The sequence below is a fragment of the Novosphingobium sp. B-7 genome (assembly GCF_000410615.1).
GTDB classification, from domain to species: domain Bacteria; phylum Pseudomonadota; class Alphaproteobacteria; order Sphingomonadales; family Sphingomonadaceae; genus Novosphingobium; species Novosphingobium capsulatum.
Genome location: NZ_APCQ01000317.1, coordinates 1 through 19,617 on the forward strand (window position 1 = coordinate 1; position 19,617 = coordinate 19,617).

At 65.7% G+C, this 19,617-nt stretch carries 18 protein-coding genes; 4 read left to right on the plus strand and 14 right to left on the minus strand.

The window, feature by feature from the left end; translation table 11 throughout:
• Positions 1 to 103: 103 nt before the first annotated feature.
• The 6 genes from H926_RS0104325 to H926_RS0104350 form a co-directional block, all read right to left on the minus strand.
• Positions 104 to 2,182 (minus strand): TonB-dependent receptor, encoded by a 2,079-nt coding sequence (locus H926_RS0104325; protein WP_022675223.1) that lies wholly within the window; start codon positions 2,180 to 2,182, stop codon positions 104 to 106.
• 76 nt (positions 2,183 to 2,258) lie between these two features.
• Positions 2,259 to 2,675 carry a DUF2946 family protein gene (locus H926_RS0104330; protein WP_022675224.1) on the minus strand — a complete coding sequence of 139 codons (417 nt, stop codon included), beginning with the start codon at positions 2,673 to 2,675 and terminating at the stop codon, positions 2,259 to 2,261.
• 95 nt (positions 2,676 to 2,770) lie between these two features.
• A complete protein-coding gene (locus H926_RS30700) occupies positions 2,771 to 3,874 on the minus strand; it encodes a VOC family protein (protein ID WP_022675225.1) in 1,104 nt (367 codons plus the stop codon).
• Positions 3,875 to 3,972: 98 nt separating this feature from the next.
• Positions 3,973 to 4,221, minus strand: a complete 249-nt coding sequence (locus H926_RS0104340; protein ID WP_022675226.1) for a hypothetical protein — start codon at positions 4,219 to 4,221, stop codon at positions 3,973 to 3,975.
• Positions 4,218 to 5,807, minus strand: a complete 1,590-nt coding sequence (locus H926_RS0104345) for an NAD(P)/FAD-dependent oxidoreductase (protein WP_022675227.1) — start codon at positions 5,805 to 5,807, stop codon at positions 4,218 to 4,220. Before H926_RS0104345 ends, H926_RS0104340 begins: the two co-directional genes overlap by 4 nt.
• A complete protein-coding gene (locus tag H926_RS0104350; RefSeq protein ID WP_022675228.1) occupies positions 5,804 to 6,616 on the minus strand; it encodes an SDR family NAD(P)-dependent oxidoreductase in 813 nt (270 codons plus the stop codon). The genes H926_RS0104345 and H926_RS0104350 overlap by 4 nt, the downstream gene beginning before the upstream one ends.
• Before the next feature lie 103 nt (positions 6,617 to 6,719).
• Between H926_RS0104350 and H926_RS0104355 the strand changes: the two genes are divergently transcribed.
• Entirely contained in the window at positions 6,720 to 7,145 is a 426-nt protein-coding gene (locus tag H926_RS0104355; RefSeq protein WP_022675229.1) for a helix-turn-helix domain-containing protein, read from the plus strand.
• 6 nt (positions 7,146 to 7,151) lie between these two features.
• On the opposite strand, the gene H926_RS0104360 is transcribed toward H926_RS0104355, so the two are convergent.
• From H926_RS0104360 to H926_RS0104370, 3 genes are read right to left on the minus strand one after another with little or no spacing between them, the layout of a single operon-like run.
• Positions 7,152 to 8,153 carry a LysR family transcriptional regulator gene (locus tag H926_RS0104360; RefSeq protein ID WP_028657575.1) on the minus strand — a complete coding sequence of 334 codons (1,002 nt, stop codon included), beginning with the start codon at positions 8,151 to 8,153 and terminating at the stop codon, positions 7,152 to 7,154.
• A gap of 18 nt (positions 8,154 to 8,171) precedes the next feature.
• Positions 8,172 to 9,089, minus strand: a complete 918-nt coding sequence (locus H926_RS0104365; protein ID WP_022675231.1) for an NAD-dependent epimerase/dehydratase family protein — start codon at positions 9,087 to 9,089, stop codon at positions 8,172 to 8,174.
• Positions 9,090 to 9,102: 13 nt separating this feature from the next.
• A complete protein-coding gene (locus tag H926_RS0104370; RefSeq protein WP_022675232.1) occupies positions 9,103 to 11,583 on the minus strand; it encodes a TonB-dependent receptor in 2,481 nt (826 codons plus the stop codon).
• A 149-nt stretch (positions 11,584 to 11,732) separates the two neighbouring features.
• Between H926_RS0104370 and H926_RS0104375 the strand changes: the two genes are divergently transcribed.
• Positions 11,733 to 12,872, plus strand: coding sequence for an FAD-dependent monooxygenase (locus H926_RS0104375; RefSeq protein WP_022675233.1), 1,140 nt, complete (start codon positions 11,733 to 11,735; stop codon positions 12,870 to 12,872).
• Between the two features lie 17 nt (positions 12,873 to 12,889).
• Here the strand turns inward: H926_RS0104375 and H926_RS25580 are convergent, their stop codons facing one another.
• Positions 12,890 to 14,047: an MFS transporter gene (locus H926_RS25580; protein ID WP_237740975.1), complete on the minus strand. Its 1,158-nt coding sequence runs from the start codon at positions 14,045 to 14,047 to the stop codon at positions 12,890 to 12,892.
• 240 nt (positions 14,048 to 14,287) lie between these two features.
• Here H926_RS25580 and H926_RS0104385 point away from each other — a divergent pair, with 240 nt between their 5' ends.
• Entirely contained in the window at positions 14,288 to 15,082 is a 795-nt protein-coding gene (locus H926_RS0104385) for an SDR family NAD(P)-dependent oxidoreductase (RefSeq protein WP_022675235.1), read from the plus strand.
• A 38-nt stretch (positions 15,083 to 15,120) separates the two neighbouring features.
• On the opposite strand, the gene H926_RS0104390 is transcribed toward H926_RS0104385, so the two are convergent.
• The 4 genes from H926_RS0104390 to H926_RS0104405 are packed head-to-tail and all read right to left on the minus strand — an operon-like array spanning position 15,121 to position 18,006.
• Complete coding sequence (locus H926_RS0104390) at positions 15,121 to 15,876, minus strand: SDR family NAD(P)-dependent oxidoreductase (RefSeq protein WP_022675236.1); 756 nt, start codon at positions 15,874 to 15,876, stop codon at positions 15,121 to 15,123.
• A gap of 4 nt (positions 15,877 to 15,880) precedes the next feature.
• Complete coding sequence (locus H926_RS0104395) at positions 15,881 to 16,390, minus strand: cupin domain-containing protein (RefSeq protein WP_022675237.1); 510 nt, start codon at positions 16,388 to 16,390, stop codon at positions 15,881 to 15,883.
• Between the two features lie 19 nt (positions 16,391 to 16,409).
• Entirely contained in the window at positions 16,410 to 17,069 is a 660-nt protein-coding gene (locus H926_RS0104400) for an EthD domain-containing protein (RefSeq protein WP_022675238.1), read from the minus strand.
• A complete protein-coding gene (locus H926_RS0104405) occupies positions 17,062 to 18,006 on the minus strand; it encodes a fumarylacetoacetate hydrolase family protein (protein ID WP_022675239.1) in 945 nt (314 codons plus the stop codon). Before H926_RS0104405 ends, H926_RS0104400 begins: the two co-directional genes overlap by 8 nt.
• A gap of 159 nt (positions 18,007 to 18,165) precedes the next feature.
• Between H926_RS0104405 and hisD the strand changes: the two genes are divergently transcribed.
• Complete coding sequence (gene hisD / locus H926_RS0104410; protein WP_028657577.1) at positions 18,166 to 19,497, plus strand: histidinol dehydrogenase; 1,332 nt, start codon at positions 18,166 to 18,168, stop codon at positions 19,495 to 19,497.
• Positions 19,498 to 19,617 lie beyond the last annotated feature (120 nt).

The following is a 19,617-nucleotide window of genomic DNA, read 5'->3' on the forward strand; positions in this document are numbered from 1 at the left end:
CCGGTGATCCCGGCCAGGACCATCAGCGCGCCGAGCGACAGCCCCAGCCACAGGTGAAGCCGCCGCACCCAGGCGCGCGGCGAAAGGGTGCGGCGGGCCACGATCAGAACCGCACGCGCGCGCTGCCGGTCAGCCCCAGCCCTTCGGCCGGGCTGTGCGCGGTGGGAGAGCGGCTTTGCGCTGCCGTGACGCTGGCATCGTACCAGACATATTCATAGCGCCGGTTCAGCAGGTTCTTGCCCGTGAGCGACAGTTCCAGCTTGTCGATCGGGCGGAAGGCCACCTCGGCATTGAACACGGCATATTGGCCGAACTTGCCCACCGCCGGATCGTTGGCCGCAGTCAGCCAATAGCTGGACTGGCCATTGCCCCAGAGCGACAGGCGCCAGCGCGCGGCCGGGGTGAGATCCACCCCGCCCGACCACAGCCAGTGCGGCACATGGTCGATCTCGTGCCCCAGATAGCCAGGCGTGACCGGATCGGCGACGCGGATGCGCGAGGTTTGCCACGACAGCGCGCCCCAGGCCGACACGCCGTTGACCGGCTTGAGGTTGACCTGCACATCCACCCCGCGCCGGCGGGTCGCCCCGACGTTTTCGCTATCGCCCAGCGGATCGTTGAGCTTGCGCTTGATCTCGCCACTGGCATCCTGAAGCCACAGCGCGACGCGGGTTTCCACCCCGGCCATGGGGCGCAGCTTGATCCCCGCCTCCCAGCCGGCGTTGATCGAGGGCGCCAGGTTGGTGGTGCGCGGCGGGATCAGGTATGCGCCCGATCCGGTGCCGATCTGGAAGCTCTTGCCATAGTTGCCATAGAGCGTGACCTGATCGACCGGCGTGATCGCCACCTGCAGCTTGGGCTGGCTGATCGTGCCATAGGCGTTGATCGGCGCACTGGTGCCGGCCAGCCGGTTGTGAAACGTGCCGCCCACCCAGTCGAGCCGCCAGGCCGGGCTGATCGTCAGCCACCGCGTCGGCGCGAGCGTAAGCATCCCATAGACCCCGCCGACATTGAGCGTGAAGGCCTGGTCGCGCGTTTGCGCCGAAACCACCCGCGCCACCGTATTGTAGCGGCGCGAGACATTGTCCTGCCACTGCATGTCGCCGCCCAGCTCGGCCATGACCGGCGTGCCGGCCACGTGCGTGTGCCAGTGCAAGGCGCCGCTGATCCCGTAGTGGTCCTCGTCCGTCACCCGCCGCTGCTGCGACGTGGTGGCCGAGAATTTGACATAGCGATCATCGCGCAGCCGGTTGGCATAGGCCTTGGCCGTAAGATCGAGGCTGTCGCTGAACGTGGCGTCGAGATGGATGCTGCCCTGGGCCACGGTGCGGGTATCGCCATCGGTCTGGTTGTAGGCATTGGTCATGCGCGGATGGGCCCCGGCGTTTTCCAGGGTGAGATAGCCCGGTTCATCGGCCGTGCCGCGATACCAGCGGGCGATCGCGCCCACGCGCAGGGTGTCATTGGGGCGGAAGAACCACTTGCCCGCCAGGCTGCCCCGCGTCAGGGCGCCATGATCGCGCCCCCCGCCGGCCTGCCGCCAGGCCGCCAGATAGTTCTGGCTGAAGCCACCGCGCTCGATCCCGGCCACGGCCTGCGCCTCATAGGTATCGAAGCTGCCGCCTGAAACCTTGCCTTCCAGGTAATTGCCGCCGATCCGCGTCTGGATATTGGCGCTGCCGGCAATGGCGTGCAGGCCATAGCGCGGATCGGACGTGCCGCGCACCACCTCGATCCCGGCGATATCGAGCGGAAAGACGCTGTCGATATAGGGCATGTTGCCATCGTTGCTGTTGGCCGGCACGCCATCGATCAACAGCTTGACCGCGTTGATTTCTCCCTCGCCGTTGAAGCCGCGAAAGCTGAACTTGCCGCTGGTGGTGCCCTGGTTGAAGTTGGTCAGCATCACGCCCGGCAGGCGGCCGACCAGTTCCCAGGCATAGTTGACGTTGGCATTCTGCGCGACATCGCCGCCCATGCGATCGATCGAAGTAAGCACGTTGCGCGATGAGGCGGCCATCGATCGCGCCGACACCACGATCTGTTCACCAATCGAAAAGCCGGTATCGACGGTATCGCTGCCGGCAACCGGGCCTGGCGCGGCGTTTGGCGCAGGCGCTGCGGCCTGCGCGGGCATGGCGAAGACAAGCGCGCACGGCAGCGCGCCCAACGAAATCTGCATGAAACTATCCCCCGTCCGGCGCCAGTGGCCGGCCTGAACCTGATGATTGCGCCCGATCGCGGGCGGCACGTGTGGATCAGGCGATCAGGGGTGGGCCACGCAGTGGCGGCCAGGCATGCGCGCGCCGGCGCGGCGCAGGCACGGGGGTGGCGGCAAAGCCCAGGGCGAGAATGAAGGCCAGCGCCGCGGCCAGCAGCACGGGATCGGCCCCGCCGAGCAGGGCATGGCCCAGCGCGCCATAGGGACAGGTGCCCTGCGCCTTGGCATGGCTGGCACCGCCCTTTTCCGCGCCATCCTTCACCGGCACCACCACCTGGCGCACCAGGTCATGGCGTCCGTCGATCCCTTCGGAACAGAGCTGGATGGTAAAGCTGCGCGTCTGGCTGCCGGGCATGTAGCCAGCCGGAACCAGCGCCTTCATCGCCAACGACAGCGCGACCAGCCACAGGGCCAGCGCGGAATGCCGAAACAGAAAGGCGCGAAGGGCAATCATGCGACACGCGGCATAAGCGGCCGCCCCGCGATTGTCATCAGGACAAAATGTCGCGCCGCAATGGCAGGCGGCATTGCGGCCGCCTGCCTGCACCGTCAGATCGCGTGTTCGTCGTCTGCCGTCAGGTTGGCCAGGTCGCCCTCGATCGGCTGCTTGCCGGGCTTGGCGCGGCGATAGGCGTCAAAGCTCTTGCGATCGGCGTCGAAGGCCATGTCCCAGGGGATGTTGTCGCCGCGGAAGATCGCCGGGGCATTGGCCGCCCACAGCAGAGAGCCGAACTTGAAGTCCCACGCGCGCGGCACCCAGGCATCGTCGAGATAATCGGTATCGGCGTGGTATTCGGCCTCGCCGGCGTGGCCAGGCATTTCGCAATAATAGTAGATCGCCGAGGAGATGCGGTGGCGCGAGATGCCGCCGCTGGTGTTCATCGTGGTGTTCTTCCAGCCGCGGTTGTCCATGATATTGGCGCCGAGCATGACCTCGTCGATATCATCGCAGCCAAAGGCGATGTGCATGAACTTGAAATGGTCCGGCGCGATCGGCAGGTCGCAGTTCACCCAGAAGATCGAGTGATGCTCGAACGTGCCGCCGGCGCGGGCGAAGATGCCGGTGCCCTTGGAGTGATCGACATAGCGGAAGCCGAGGTGGCGTTCGTAGAATTCGAAGCTGCCGACATAGTCGGGCGAGAAAAAGACGACGTGGTTGATCGTCTTGGGAATGGCGCGCTTGCGCCAGATGCGGTGCTGGTTGAAGCGCGGCCAGCTCGACGGCGTATTGACCGGGCTCGCTTCCGACACGACGGCGCGCTTGGCCCAGACACGCAGCGCGATCGGCTGGCCATCGGGGCAGACGCAATGCACGGTGCCATCGGCATCGCGGGTCACGGCAACCTCGGTCGCGAGGCTGGCAGCGATGCGTTCAAGGTTTTCAGCCGTATCGACACCCCAGACGGTTTCCTTGATGCCGTCACCAGCAAACGGATCGGGCACAGGCAGGCGCGGATCGCCATGGCGCACCACGATCACGCGGCTGCCCGATTGCAGGCGGAAAACGCTTTCATGCTCGCCCGTGCTTTCGAGCGGCAGGCCGAAATCTGCCCAGAAGCGGGTGTGTTCGGCAAGATCGGCCACGCCGAAGATGACGCTTTCAACGCCAAGGATGGCGGATGTGGACGAAAGGGGGCTGGATGCGATCGGCATGGGGTCTCCGCAGAATCTGTCACTGGCCTTCATGCCGTGGATAGCTGCGGCGCGGAAACCGATGTTTCGGCAACCAAGCTATTCACCGCACGGATGGATCAGTTGCGGCGGAACAGCAGGGTGAGCAGGAACAGCACCGTCCTGAGATCGAGCAGGCGCAGCGCAGCGCGGGCTTCGGCCGGGGTGAGCCGGGCAACCATCGGCATCGCGCCGAAGATCTTGCCGCGGATCACCAGGGTGTTGCCGTCCGCCTCGATCTTGCGGATGGCCATGAGTTCCTTGTCGTTGGCGTCAAGAATCCGGGCGACGCGCGCCTTGGCCGCGCCCTTGTTCGGCAAGTTGGTCATTGCACGGCCCTTCCGCAAATCCGGTCGTAGTCCATTCCCAGGTCATCCATCATCTGGATCGCCGTGGCGCGCCCGGCCCCGAACACGCCGCCGCCGGGGTGCATGAACGGGCCGACGAGGTAGAGGCCCTCCACTTCCGGCACGCGCAGCGCGCCCAGGTCAGGCGTGGGGCGGTGGCCGGCGGATTGGTAGAAGAACGGCGCGCAGCCGTGGATATCCCCGCGCACGAAGCTTGCGGGGCTGTCACGCTCGTGGTCGAGCGGCGAGCGCACGAGGCGGCCGGTGATGTTGTCATCGCTCAGGTTGGCGTAGAACTTGCGGTATTGCGCCAGCGCGCGGTCGGCCACCTCGTCCTTGCAGGTGTCCCACGATTGCGGGCCGCCGGGATGCAGGTCATACGGCGCGAAGTTGACGCCATAGAACACCCCGGCCCCGGCCGGCGCGCGGCTGGGATCGAAGATAGTGTTGTCACCGCCCGCGATCAGGCGCGCGCTCACCTCGCCACGGCGCAGCTTGTCGTATTCCAGCTGCATGTCGCGCACGGTGTAGAAGTCCATCAACTCGGTCATCATCGCGTTGCAATCATTGCCGACGCGCAGTTGCAGGCGTTCCTTCAGCGTCAGGTGCGTGAGGTTGATCGAGAAGGTGGACTGGGTAACGCGTTCGGCGCGCTGCAAGACCGGCTCGGGCGCTTCTGCCACGAACGTGCGCAGGACATGCGGGTGGATCGCGCCGATCACGCCATCGCGGGCCATCACGCATTCGCCGTCGCGCAGTTCGAGCCCGGTGGCCCTGCCGCCCGAGACGATCACACGACGCACCTCGGCGTTGCAGCGCACTTCGCCGCCAAAATGCTCGATGGCGCGCACCAGGGCGTGGCTGAGCTGGCCCGAGCCGCCTTTCGGCATCGAACAGCCGAAGCTGTGGACGATGCCGGGCATGACGAAAGCGCCCATGCCGGTGCCGAGCTCATCGGGCATCTGCAGGTTTTCGGTGACCATGCGCACGATGTGCAGCTTGAGCAATTCGCTATCAAAGTAATGATCGACGATATCGAGCGCGCTGCGCTGCATGAGATCGAGCAGGAAGCGGCCTTCGTCCGACTGATCCATCATCGCCACGAACGCGCCGAGCGGAAACGGCGGGGCATACATCCCGCTCATCAGCATGGGCAGTGCCGTGGTGCTCATGCCGACAAAGCGGCGATAGGCTTCGGCGTCCTTTTCACCGGCGACGCGGGCGAGTTCCTCGCAGGTGCGATCGAGATCCTTGTAGGACCGGATCACGGTGCCGTCTTCCCAGATCGAGACGTGGACGAGATCGGGATAGATATATTCGAGCCCGAACTTCGCGAGCAGACCCAGCTCGTCTTCGCGCAGCATGGGGTTGCCCTGGATCATGATGTGCACGTTGGAATGTTCGTCGTGCCAGAAGCCGGGGTGCAGCAATTCCCGCGTGGACACGCCGCCCCCGTAGTGCGGCTTGCGTTCGAGCACGAGGACCTTCTTGCCGGCCTTGGCCATGTAGGCCGCGGCGACGAGGCCGTTGTGCCCCGCCCCCATCACGACGATGTCATGCTGGCTCATGCCGGCTCCTCCCCCAGAAAGGCGCGGAACCCGGCAAGCCCGGGGACATGCGATGCGCTGCCGCCATCGCAGACCAGCACCTGGCCGGTAATGTTGCGCGCAGCATCACTGGCCAGGAAGGCCACGGACTCGGCAATATCCTCTGGCTCGCCAAGGCGATCGCGCAGGGTTTCGTCCTCTACCAGTTGGCGCAGGGCCGGGGGAAACGCCTCGCGCAGCGCCGGCGTCATTGTCATGCCAGGCGCCACCGCGTTGCAGCGCACGCCGGCGCGGCCATGGCTGGCAGCAATGGCGCGGGTCAGCTGGATGACGGCCGCCTTGCTGCTGGAATAGGCTGCCTGGATGAGATGGCCCTGCAGCGCCAGGTTGCTGACGGTGTTGACGATGCAGCCGCGGCTTTCGCGCAGCGCGGGCAGCGCGGCGCGGCAGGCCATCATGGTGCCGCGCACGTTGACCGCATAGGTGCGGTCCCACAAGTCTGTGTCCATGCGTTCCACGTCGCCATCGTTGCGCGCCACCTCGGGCCCCAGCAGCGCGGCATTGTTGTGCAGCACATCGAGCCGGCCAAAGTGGGCGACAACCTGCCCGACCATCGCCTGGATCGATGCTTCGTCGGCCAGGTCGAGCGGCACCGCGATGGCACCGGGCAATTGCGCGGCGAGCGCAGTGGCGCGCGCAACGGCAATGTCGGCCAGCGCCACGCGGGCGCCGCGCGCGGTCAGCAGGCGGGCAGTCGCCTCGCCGATTCCGCCAGCCCCGCCGGTGATGATGGCAACCTTGCCGTCCATGGCAATGGCATCTGCGGTCATGCGCATTCTCTCCCTGTTCGGTTGTGTCAGGCCGTTTTATGGTGATGGTGACAAAGCGGAAGACGGCACTTTTTTGTGCCCATGACAGGCGGGGGAGGCCGAGTTGGACAGCGCGCCATTGCACCAGGCCATCGCGCGGCTGGCCGCCGAGATGACCGCGCATGGCAAGCATCGCGATGACCCCGCGCGCGAAGTGATGGGCTTGCTGGGCGACCGCTGGTCCACGCTGATCCTGCTGGTCTTGGAAACGGGCGAATGGCGCCATGCCGACCTGCGCCGAACGCTGGGCCAGCTGTCTGCCGAGCAGGCGATATCGCAGCGCGTGCTGACCCTGAAGCTGCGCACGCTGGAGCGTGACGGCTTTGTGGCGCGCACAATTACTGGCTCGGTCCCGCCGAAAGTGAGCTATCGCCTCACGCCACTGGGCCGCGACCTCCACGGCCAGGCGCGCGCCCTGATCGACTGGATCAACACCCGCGCGGACAATATCCGGCTGGCGCGCGAAAGGTTCGACGCCACAGACAGTTAGTCTGCATCAGTGCTGGGGATGGTTCATCCGGTATTGCACTTCGATTTCATCAAGAGCGATCTTGGCGGCGCTGGGCAGTGGCACGACATTGTCCGCCACATCTGCCTTCGCACCCGCGGCCGCCTGGAGGCGTTCGACCACCCAGCGCAAGGCGCGGTCGTTGTTGTTGGCGATGTTCCACTGGATCGCTTCGCGGATCGGCGGGATGTCGAACGGAACTTCGCGCATGACCAGGGGCATCGCGCCGACGACGATTTCCGCCATGCGGCGGTGCATGGTGGCGATGCGCTTGGTGCCGAGGATAAGGCCGGGCAACGACAGGAACGAGGGGGCGATGACCTCTACCCGCCGCTGCTGCTTCTGGCGCCGCATGAACCAATCCTCGAACGCGGAAACCCGCGACTTGCCGAAACGGGGCGTGACGTGGCCCAGCTCGAGATACAGGTCACGTGTCATCGGCTGCGCCATGGCCGGATTGGCGGCATCGCCCACCACGACGTAATCGTCTTCGAACAGGACCTGGCTGGGATGATCGGCCGAGATCGCGATATCGATGGTAAGCAACAGGTCGATGTGTCCGCGCTCGATGGCTTCGATCGGGCTATCGTTCATCGGCTGGATCTCGAAACGCAGATGCGGCGCATCCTTTTCGAGATCGGCCAGCACGCGGGTGAGCAGCACTTCGGTGGAATAGTCCGAGGCCATCATGCGGATGGTGCGGTCGGCAGTGGCAGGATCGAAGGGCGGCGCGACCGCCACAGTGGTGCGGATCTGTTCGAGCACGGCGCGCACCGGCTCGATCAGTTCTTCCGCCCGCGCAGTGAGGATCATCGCCCTGCCCTTCACCACCAGCAGTTCGTCCTCGAAGTACTCGCGCAGGCGGCCCAGCGCGCTGGAGGTGGCGGATTGCGACAGGCACAGCCGATCGGCCGCCAGGCTGACGCTGCGTTCGGTCAACAGCACGTCGAGCGCCACGAGCAGGTTGAGATCGAGCCTTCCGTAGCGCATCGCCATCTCCCTCGCCCCTCAGATCATTGCGAGGGCGTTGGAGACGAGTGTAGCAGCATCGCCATCGTGTGCAAAACCGGCGCGGTCCGCCGCTGCCGTGGTCAGCGGGGGCTGCGCGGCAAAGGCTGCTTCGAGCGATGGATCGGGCTGGTAACTGACCAGATCGGCCGCCACCCCGCACTGACGGGCGATTTCCCCGGCCAGATCGCCCATGGCAACGCGCAATGCCGGAAGCGTCACCGCGCGGGTGTTCGGCATCAGCCCACTGTCGAGGTTGAGGGCATGGACCAGGTTGTCGACGCAGCGCGTCACCGATTGCGCCCAGATCGTTCCCTCGGCCGAGACCGGGCAGACAAAGCGCTCGCCGGCCTTTAGCGCATGGAACAGGTTGGAAATGAAGGCCGATTTCAAGCCTGACGGTCCCTTGGGCCGGGCCAGAATGCCCGACAGGCGAACGGTGACGCCATCGATCAGGCCGCGGTTGGAAAACATCGCGACGGCATGCTCCATCATCGCCTTGTGCCCGCCGTAGATCATCTTGGGGCTGAGCGGGGTACCATCGTCCACCTGTGCCGGGAACGGATCGCCGAACACCGCGATCGAACTGGCATAGACCACGCGCAGGCCGGGATTGAGCGCGGCCGCCTCGAGCAGCAGGTCATACATCGCATCGACGTTGATGCGCCGCGACAGCGCAGGATCGGCTTCTGCCGCGCCGCCGGGCACCGTGGCGAGGTGGACCAGCGCATCGCACCCCTGCGCCAGTGCCGCCCCCCGCACGGCAGCATCGCCCATGTCCCCCACGATCAGCCGCGCCGGCGCGGGCAGATCGGCGGGCATGGTATCGAGCCCGGTAACCTCGTGGCCGGCGCCGACCAGCCTGCCGACCAATGCCCGACCGACAAAACCGCCAGCGCCCGTCACCACGATATGCATTGCGAAACGCTCCTTAGAAATTGCCGGAAAGACGCAGGCCCCAGGTCCGCGGGGCGGAAAAGTGCCCGACGGCCATGCCGAGCGGCGAGGCCTGCGGCGCAAGGTCGCGGCGCTTGTTCTCGATGTTGCGAACAAAGCCGGTAAGCGCCAGGCTTCCGTTGGCGGCGCGCACCGTCAGCGACGCGTCGGTCGTCCAGTAGGCGGGAATGCGCTCGAAATCGAGATATTCGAAAGCGCCCCACTGGCTGTCGCGCCAGGCAGTGTTGACGTTGGCCACCAGTTCGACGTCGGCGTTGAGCGGCACCACCTGCTCGGCGCCGAGGTTGACCGTCCACTTCGGGCTGAACAGCAGCGGATTGCCCGAGCAGTTGAAGTCCTTGACCGGCGCACCGCCAGCGACGGCACCGGTATAGGTGAACGGGCAACCGATGTTGTCACGCGGCGAGGCGGTATAGAGGTGGAGGTCGTTGTACTTGGTATCGAGATACTGGACCTTGGCGCTGAGCGTGGTGCCACGGGTGGGCTTGACCACGAGATCGGCGTCGAAGCCCTTGATCGTGGAACGACCGGCGTTCTCGTTCGAGCTGATCAGGGTGCCGCTGGTGTCAACGGTGAAATAGGTGATCTGCTGGTCGCGGTACTTCCACAGGAAGCCCTCGAGATTGAGCTGGACGTGATTGTCGAAGAACCGGTTCTTTGATCCGATGGTGTAGGCGGTGATGAACTCGGGCAGGTACGAGGTCTTGCTCTCGGTCATCTGCAGGCCGCCGGCGCGATAACCGGATTCCGCCGTTGCGTAGAGCAGGCTGGTGGGCGTGACATCGAATTCGGCCGAGGCCTTCCACGTTACGCGCGAATAGGTCCTGCTATCGACGACGGGGTTGTAGGTCTTGAGAATGGCGCCGACGCCATTGACCAGCGGAAATACCTGGTAGCCGGGCTGGTTGGTGCTGTTGCCAGCGATCCAGCCGTTCGACTTGAGCCAGTTGATCGTGTCGCCGGTGTTCAGGAAATTGGGGTAATAGGGCATGTTGCCCGGCGTGGCGCAGCCAGCGCCGAACGAGGCCGGCGGCGTGATCAACGCGGGGGGCGGGCCGCCGCAGAACGTGATAAAGTTGTTGATCAACCCGTCGATCGACTTCTTGTCGTGGGTATAGCGCGCGCCGCCGATCAGCCTGAACCGGTCGGACACGTGGGCGGTCAACTGGCCAAACGCGGCATAGCTGTCGGTCTTGTGGCGATAATCCACCATCGGCAGCACGAATTCCTGGTTATACTCGTCGTTGGCCTTGATCTTTTCATTGAAGTAGTAGGCGCCCAGCACATAGTCGAGCATCCCGGTCTTGCCGGAAAGGCGGGCTTCCAGGCTGGTCTGCTTCACCTTTTCGACGGTGTGGGCCACGTTGAAAGCCGGACCATAGAAGAAGGAATTGTCGCTGCTTTCGCGATAGGCCGGGATCACCGTCAGCTTGCCGATGCCAGTCTTCCAGTTGATTTCGGCATTGACGCCCCAATAGGTGCTGTCCTGCCGCTGATCCTGGTTCATTGCGCTCAGGAAGCCGAAAGCCGGCGCGCCGATGTTCTGCGCACGGAAAGCGTTGGCGGCAGGGGTGTTGAAACCCTCGCTCGAATCCAGGTTGGCGGGGAAGAAGCTATAGCCCGTGGGGCCAGGAATATACCCGCCGATATAGCTGCCGCCCGCGCCACGGCCGCCCAGGTGGGTGTAATCGGCGCCGATGCGCACCGACAGGTCGCTGCTCGGCTCGACCAGGAACTGCGCGCGCAGCGAGCCGCGCTTGGCATCGTCGGTGCCATCGCGGTTGTAGCCATCGTGGGTGGAATAGGCTCCGCTTACGCGCAACGCGGAATTGGCGCTGGTGGCCAGGTTGACGTGGGCATCGGCATCGACGGCATTGTAATTGCCGGCAGAGATGTTGAAGCCCATCGAATTGCGGCCGATTTCGGGATGGGCCGGAATGATGTTGACCGCGCCGCCGGTCGCGTTGCGACCATAGAGGATGCCCTGCGGCCCCTTGAGCACTTCCACGCGCTGCAAGTCATAGAACGCCGCGCCGAACACGCCGCCGCCGCGGCCGAGCACCACGCCATCATAGCTGGGGGTGACCGCCGGATCGTTGTAGCTGCTGGTGGTGATGTTGCCGACGCCGCGAATGAAGATCGAGGCGATATTGCCGCCGGGCTGCGGGATCGAAAGCGAGGGCACCGCCTTGGTGATGTCGGCCGACGAGGTGATGCCGCGCTGGGCCAGATCGTTGCCGGTGACGGCATCGATCGCGAGCCCAGCCTTTTGCAGCGATTCCTCGCGGCGCTGGGCGGTGACGATGATTTCGCCGATCCCGCCATTGTCCGCCGGAGCTGCGGCGGTAGCCGTGGTCGTGGCCGCTGCAGGCTGGTCCTGGGCGGGCGTTTCGGCCGCGAATGCCGGCGTGGCGACAATGGCCAGGGCGCTCGTGGCGAGCAGAAGGGTGCGCATGGTTTTTCCTCCCCGTAAATGTGGCGCTTGAATTGCTTGATCTTGCGGTTAGCCCGGCCCGCCGCAAATATCTTACCGATTGAATCGATAGATCCCTATCCACAGTTCGGATTTGTACAGTGTGTCCGCTTCGTTAGGTCATGCCCCCTATGAACCGGGAGACAATCAGCAGCATCGCAACGGCGCTTGTCGTTGGCGGCGGTATCGGCGGCATGGCAACGGCGATCAGCCTGGCCGAGCGGGGAGTGAAGGTCGACCTGATCGATCTCGACCCGGAATGGCGGGTCTATGGCGCCGGGATCACCATCACCGGCCCCACCCTGCGCGCGTACCGCCAGCTAGGCCTGCTCGAACAGATCAAACAGCAGGGCGCCATCACCAGCAAGACGCGCCTGTTCCGCTATGACGGCCACCACATCCTCGACCTGGAAGAGCCGGTAATCGAGGAAGGCTTGCCCGCAACCGGCGGGATCATGCGGCCGATCCTGCACCACATCATGCAGCGCCGGGTTACCGAACTGCAGATCCCGGTCCAGCTGGGCCTGACCGTGTCCGCGCTGGAGAACCGCGACGATGGGGTCGACGTGCGCTTTTCCAACGGAACGGAAGGCCGCTATGACCTTGTAGTGGGGGCAGACAGCGTCGCTTCGGGCGTGCGCAGCATCGCCTTTCCGCACATGGGCCCGGCACAGCCGACCGGCCAGGGATGCTGGCGCATCTCGATCGCCAAGCCGCCGGGGCTCAACGCCAGCGAGTTCTTTCTGGGCCATGCCAATCCGGCGGGGATCACCCCCTGCGCGCCCGACAAGATCTATTTGTGGATGCTTACCCCGCATGTGGAGCGCGAGCAGCACATGGACGAGGAAGAGCTGTTCGTCACGCTCAAGGAGCTGCTGCGCGACTTCGGCGGCAATGCCGGGTGGATCCGCGACACGATGACGCGCGAGGACTGGATCAACTATCGCCCGCTCGCCGCCGTGCTGCAGCCGCGCGACTGGTTCAACGGGCGGATCGTGCTGGTGGGCGATGCCGTGCACGCGACCACGCCGCACCTGGCATCAGGCGCCGGGATGGCGGTGGAAAGTGGCATCGTGCTGGCCGAAGAGCTGGCGCGGACGCCGGACGTGGCCAGCGGGCTGCGCGCCTATCAGGAACGGCGCTTTGACCGTTGCCGCGACGTGATCGAGACCAGCGTGGCCGTGGGCCAGTTGCAACTGGCAAACGGTGACCCGCAAATCCACGCCAAGATGCTGGAAGGCGCGCTGCACCGGCTGAACGCGCCCTACTGATGCCGAAGCGTAAAAAGTCAGGTGGCGGCGCGGCGTGACACCACGAGCGCCGCCACGGCAACGCCCAGCCCGGCCAGGGCCGCGTGGCCAAGCACGGCAAAGGCCGGCATCAATCCACCCCAGTGCAGCGACAGGGCCGTCACCACCAGTGGGCTGAGCCATTGGCCCAGGGCAAAGGACGATTGCCACACGCCCGTGCCCCGCGCGCGCACCTCATAGGGCAGCAGGCTGATCGACCAGACCAGCAGCGTGGGCAGCAGCATGCCCCCACCGACCTGGTTGACGAAGCAACCCGCCAGGAACATCGGCACGCTCGTGCTGTGCCCCATGATGGCAAAGCCTGCGGCGATCAGCGCGAATTCAGCACAGAGCAGGCGCAGCGGCCCCTGCCCCGCGATACGCGTGTAGACGAAGGTGCCCAGCGGCACGCCCAGGCTGGCGAGCGAGGTGAACAGGCCGATGCGCGCGGCGCTGACAAGGCCGAGTTGGACCAGACCCGACGAAGCCTGGATCTGCACGGTGTAAAAGAACACCGAGCCATAGATGGTAATCGCCACGATCACCGCGAGGCGGCCCCAGGGGCTGGACGCCGCCGCCGGCGCGGAAGATGCCTTGGGCGTAGCGGAGGCGGGCTCGGTATCCCAGGTATAGCGCCAGACCATGGCGAACATGACCAGCGCGGCGCCATAGACCCAGAACGAGGTGCGCCAGCCCAAATCGCCGAGCACGCCGCCCAGATTGAAGAACAGCAAGGCAGAGACCGAGGCAAAGGCGGTTTGCCCGGCCAGCCAGCGATCGCGCGCCGGGCCGGTAAAGTAATCGCCGATCATGGTGGTCGAGAGCACGTAGATCAACGCTTCGGCGATCCCGACCGCCACGCGCGAGGCGAGAATGGCCCACAGGCTGGTCAAGACCAGCGGCGCCATGCCGACCACCGCATAAAGCACGAACGCCATCAGCAGCAGGCGACGCCGGCCAAAGCGATCGCCCAGCAGCCCTGCGACCGGGCACAACAAGGCGACGCACAGCGACGGCAGGGTCAGGACCATGGGCACGAGATAATCGTGGCCCGGAACATGGGCATATTCCGCCATGAGGCGCGGCAGGACCGGCGCGAGCAGAACCACCGCCATGGTCGTGAGGGTAATCGGCAACAGCAGGGATATTCCCGTCATCGTACCGGCTTGCTGTTGTCTCTCCACGCGCATGCTCTTTCCTGGCTTATGAGCCCGAGACCATTCCCGGCAGCGCAGAGCGCGTCCAATTGATAGCGCAGGGCGCAATCGATCGGTCTTGTCGATAGGCGCGACAGGACCGATGGCAATGCATCCAAAAAGCGAAATCCATGCGCGGAACAGGGGATGCTAGGATCGGACAACGGCAGGGCCACACCTGCGATGGAGAGGAAAAAGACCATGACCCTTGCCGAAACGCCCTTTTCGGATCTGGCCCGCGGACAGCAGCGGTTGGCAGGGCGCGTGGCCGTGGTGACCGGCGCGGGCGCCGGCATTGGACGCGGGATCGCGCGGATGTTTGCGGCGCAAGGGGCAACCGTGCACGCGCTGGATATCGATGCGGCAGGCATTGGCGCGCTGGCCGAGGAAACCGGCGGGGCCGTACGGGCCTGGCCGATAGACCTGCTGGACGAGGCAGCGGTGCAGCAGGCGATCACGACGATCGGCAGCGAGGCGGGACGGATCGATGCGCTGGTACCGGCAGCGGCGATGGCTGTGTTCAACTGGATCGACACGATGACCTATGCGCAGTGGCAGCATACCCTGCGCGGCGAACTCGACATCGTGTTTCTCTGCACGCACGCGGCCTGGCCCTGGCTGAAGGCGAGCGGACGCGCGGCGATCGTCAATTTCGCCTCGGCCAATGCGCACGTGGCGCTCAACGGCTCCCCGGCGCTGGCGCACTGCGCGGGCAAGGGCGGCGTCATGGCGATGACGCGCCAGTTGGCGATGGAAGGCGCGCCCCACGGCATCCGCGCCAACACGATCTCGCCCGGCCTGATCCTGACCCAGCAAACCGCGCTGCACATGGCGTCAGATCCCGGGTTCGAAGCGTTTGCGCTGGAAAAGATGATGATCAAGCGCATCGGCCAGCCCGAGGATATCGCCTGGACGGCGACGTTCCTGTGTTCGGACGAGGCAGGCTATATTACCGGGGCGGATTTCCGCGTGGACGCCGGCTCGACCGCGTGGTGAAGCAGCGCGGCTGACCTTTCCCGGCAGATCGCGCGGTGTCAGCTGCCGTCGCTGATCAGGGTGCCGCCATCGGCGACGAGATTGTGGCCGGTGACGAACCCGGCAGCGGGGCTGGCAAGGAAGGCAACCGCGCCCGCGATCTCGGCAGGGGTACCAGGGCGGCGCAGCGGCGTCATGGCCATGCGGCGGGCCATGAAATCGGCGTTGTCGAGCAAGGGCTGCGACAGTTCGGTGGCGACAAAGCCAGGCGATACGGCGTTGACGCGCACACCGCGCGGCCCCCATTCCACCGCCAGGTTGCGCGCCAGCTGCGCCACCCCGGCTTTGGCCAGGGCATAGGCATTGATCCGCCCATTGCCGCGCAGGCCGGCAAGGCTGGCGACCAGCACCGCTGCACCAGCGCCGCCCGGCGCTGCGGCAATATGCGGCAGCGCCAGGTTGCACAGCACGACCTGGCTGCGCAGGTTGATCGCCATGACCTGGGCGTAATCATCCATGGCCAGATCGGCAAAGCCGCCGGGGCGGCCGGTGATCCCGGCATTGCACACCAGAATGTCGAGCCGCCCGCATCGGGCCAGCGCGAAATCGACCAGCGCCGCCTGCGCGGCATCGTCGGTAACATCGCAAGCCATGCCGGGCATGCCAAGATCGGCAGCAACGCGGGCCGTGTCGGCCGCGCTTTCGCTGGAGATGACGACCTGCGCCCCTAGCGCGATCAGCGCCTGCGCGATCGCCAGGCCGATGCCCCGGGTTGAGCCGGTGACGATCGCGCACTTGCCCGACAGATCGAACATGGCCTCAGTCCGGCTTGTCTTCGGGCAGCGGCTGGCCATTGTGGAGATAGGCCGGGGCCTCGATCAGGATGAAGGCAATGCGGCAGGGCTTGTCGGTGGTGTTGCGCCACAGGTGATTGGTGCCGCGCTGGACGATGATGCCGCCCTGCCCGATCGTGCGCTTCGCGCCGTCGTCCAGTTCCAGCTCGATCTCACCCTCCAGCACGATGCCATAGTCGATCGAGTTGGTGCGGTGCATCGGGCTTTCCTTGCCCGGCAGCATGTCGACGATGCGGATGACCGAGCCGCCGTTGAGCGTGAGGCCCGCCGGACGATGGCGACCATCGGTTTCGTCATTGTTGTCGGCCGGCACCGTCGCCGTGGTCCACACCAGCAGGAACGCGCCGTCACCCGAAGGGATCAGCTTGGTGGGCGACACGTCCTCTGACTTGAACACCGCCCGGCCATTGGCATCATGGCCGGTAACAACGCGCTGCACAGGGGGAAGACCGGAATCGGAGATTGGCGAGTTCATGGGCATGTTCCGTAGTTGATCAGATGAAACGGACGGGTTCAACCAGCAGGTGGCGCGTTGCCGCAGGGGCCAGCACCGGCTCCGCCAGATCGGCAAGAACGCCGGCAATCACGGTGGGATCGGCCCCGGCGGCAAGGCCGATTTCATCGAACTGGGTGAACGGAAAATCGCCTTCGACCACCCGGGCCAGATTGGTGACCACGCCGTGGACGTCGTCCCGCGCGGCGATCGCTGCCAGGGCCAAGGCCCACCGCTCGATATCCACGCCGCGCGCCGCACGAAATACCAGAAGCTTGGCCAGCGCATCATCAGCGCCGGGCGCCACGACGCGTTCGGCAGCGAAAAGCGCGATCGAGCCATCCCGTTCGCGGAAGTTGTCTTCATCGGGCCCAACGCGCAGGCGATAGGCTTCGCTTGCCTTGGACGCGGCCATGGCGGCGGGTTCGGCAAAGCGGATCACGGTGACCGCATCGCGATCATCGAGCAGCGGCAGGCCCGCAAGGTCTTGCGCATAGTGGTGGACATAGCCGGTGAAACCGCCCGACACCGCGGGCTCGGCCACCACCATCGGGCCGTGCACGGTTTCGAGATGACGGCGCAACCCCGCGCGGCCAAGCCCCAGCCGCGTGCGCGGCAGGATGACCAGCTTGACCGGGCCGGCGGGAGCGGCGTCAGCCACGGACCACGGTCTGGTTCAGCACGCCGAACGGCGCGCGGCCGGCCGCATCGACTGCTTCCATGCGCACGCTGTCGCCAAAGCGCATGAATGCCGTCTTGGCTTCGCCAAGATCGAGCATTTCGATGCCGCGCCGCTCGGCAATGCAGGAAGAACCGATCTCGCGGAAGTTGGGGTTGGACACGGTGCCCGAGCCGATGATCGTGCCCGCCACCAGATCGCGCGTGCGCGCCGCATGGGCGACGAGTTCGTGGAAGCCGTGGCCCATCGGCTCGCCATTGGCCGCGCCAAACCGTTGGCCGTTCCAGTCCACGCGAAGATCGAGGCAGACGCGCCCGTCGCGCCAGGCATCGCCCAGTTCATCGGGCGTGACGGCATAAGGCGCCATGCCGCACGGGGGCTTGGCCTGGACCCAGCCGAACCCGGTCTTCATTTCTGGCCCGGCGAGCGTGCGCAGCGACCAATCGTTGACCTGCACGACAAGCCGGATGTGGTTCATCGCCTCTGCGGCAGATGTGCCCATGGGCACGGCATCGACGATTACGCCGAATTCGCCCTCGAAATCGATGCCGAGCGCCTCGTCGGGGAACTTCACTTCGCTGATCGGGGCGTAGAAGCGATCCGACATGCCCTGGTACATCAGCGGCGCGCCGGTCTTGATCGGCGTAATGCCGAGCACGGCATCCATCAGATCGCCATGGGACTGGAACGCCGAGCCATCGAGCCATTGCCAGGCGCGCGGCAGGGGGGCGAGCACCTGCGCCGGGTCGAGCGGCTCAGAAAACGTGGTGATCGCCGCGAGTTGCGGCGCAACGTCGGTCCACCGTTCCAGCGCGGCTTGCAAGGTGCCCACCGGCGCGGGCGCGTGGGACCGGCCATCTGGCGATACGACCACGAGCCGTCCATCCGGCGTTCCATCCTGCAAGGTGGCAAGGCGCATCGATCGTGTCTCTCCAAGTTCTCGTTTCGCAACGACTATGCGGGAGGCGGGCCACGCACAACGGCATCTCATCGATAGCTTCGCATCGAAACTATGCGATGGTTCGGCCCCAAGGCGGCTGGCAGGGCACTGCAAAGACAAGCCGACATGGAGAGTTTGGTGGCGATTTACCTCAAGCGCGGTGCGACGGCGGAAGCCAAGGCGGACGCGGACCGCAAGGTGCGCGATACGGTGGAAGCGGCGCTCGCCGCGATCGAAGCCCGTGGCGACGCGGCCGTGCGCGAGATGAGCATTCGCTTCGACGGATGGGACCGCGACGATTACCGCCTGAGCCAGGCCGAAATCGACGCCGCGGTGGACAGCCTGACCGCGCAGGAGCGCAAGGATATCGAGTTTGCGCAGACCCAGGTGCGCAACTTTGCCCAGGTACAGCGCGAGTCCATGAAGGACGTGGAAGTGGAAACCATGCCCGGCGTGGTGCTGGGCCACAAGAACGTGCCGATCAACGCCGCCGGCTGCTATGTTCCGGGCGGCAAGTATCCGCTGCTTGCCTCGGCGCACATGTCGGTGATCACCGCCAAGGTGGCCGGCGTGAAGCGCGTTGTCACCTGCGCCCCGCCTTTCCAGGGCAAGGCAGCGCGGCATATCGTGGCAGCACAGGCACTGGCCGGGGCCGACGCGATCTATGCGCTGGGCGGCATCCAGGCGATCGGCGCCATGGCCATCGGCACGCAGAGCATCGACCCGGTCGATATCCTGGTTGGCCCCGGCAATGCGTTTGTCGCCGAAGCCAAGCGCCAGCTGTTCGGCCGCGTTGGCATCGATCTCTTTGCCGGGCCGACCGAGACGCTGATCATCGCCGACGAAGTGGGCTGCGATGCCGAACTGGCCGCCACCGATATCCTGGGCCAGGTCGAACACGGGCCCGACAGCCCCGGCGTGCTGCTGACCAATTCAGAGAAGCTGGCGCGCGAGACGATGGTCGAGATCGAGCGGCTGCTGCAGATCCTGCCCACCGCCGACCACGCACGCAAGGCGTGGGAAACCTACGGCGAAGTGATCGTGGCGGAAAGTTACGAGGAGATGGTGCGCATCGCCGACGACATCGCCAGCGAACATGTGCAGGTGATGACCGCCGATCCCGATTACTTCCTGAACAACATGACCAACTATGGCGCGCTGTTCCTGGGCCCGCGCACCAACGTTTCGTTCGGTGACAAGGTGATCGGCACCAACCACACCCTGCCGACGCGCAAGGCCGCGCGCTATACCGGCGGCCTGTGGGTGGGCAAGTTCCTCAAGACCTGCACCTACCAAAAGGTGCTGACCGACGAGGCATCGGCACTGGTGGGCGAATATTGCAGCCGGCTGTGCGCACTGGAAGGCTTTGCCGGGCATGGCGAGCAGGCCAACGTGCGGGTGCGCCGTTATGGCGGGCGAAACGTGCCCTATGCCGGGCAAGCCGCCCCCAGCGAGCTGACGCGGGCATGACGGAGCGGCCGGTGTTGCCGACCACGCCATCGTTCCGGCTGGACGGGCGGCGCGCGCTGGTTACCGGTGCGGGCCGCGGGATCGGCCTGGCGATGGCCGCCGCGCTTGCCGATGCAGGCG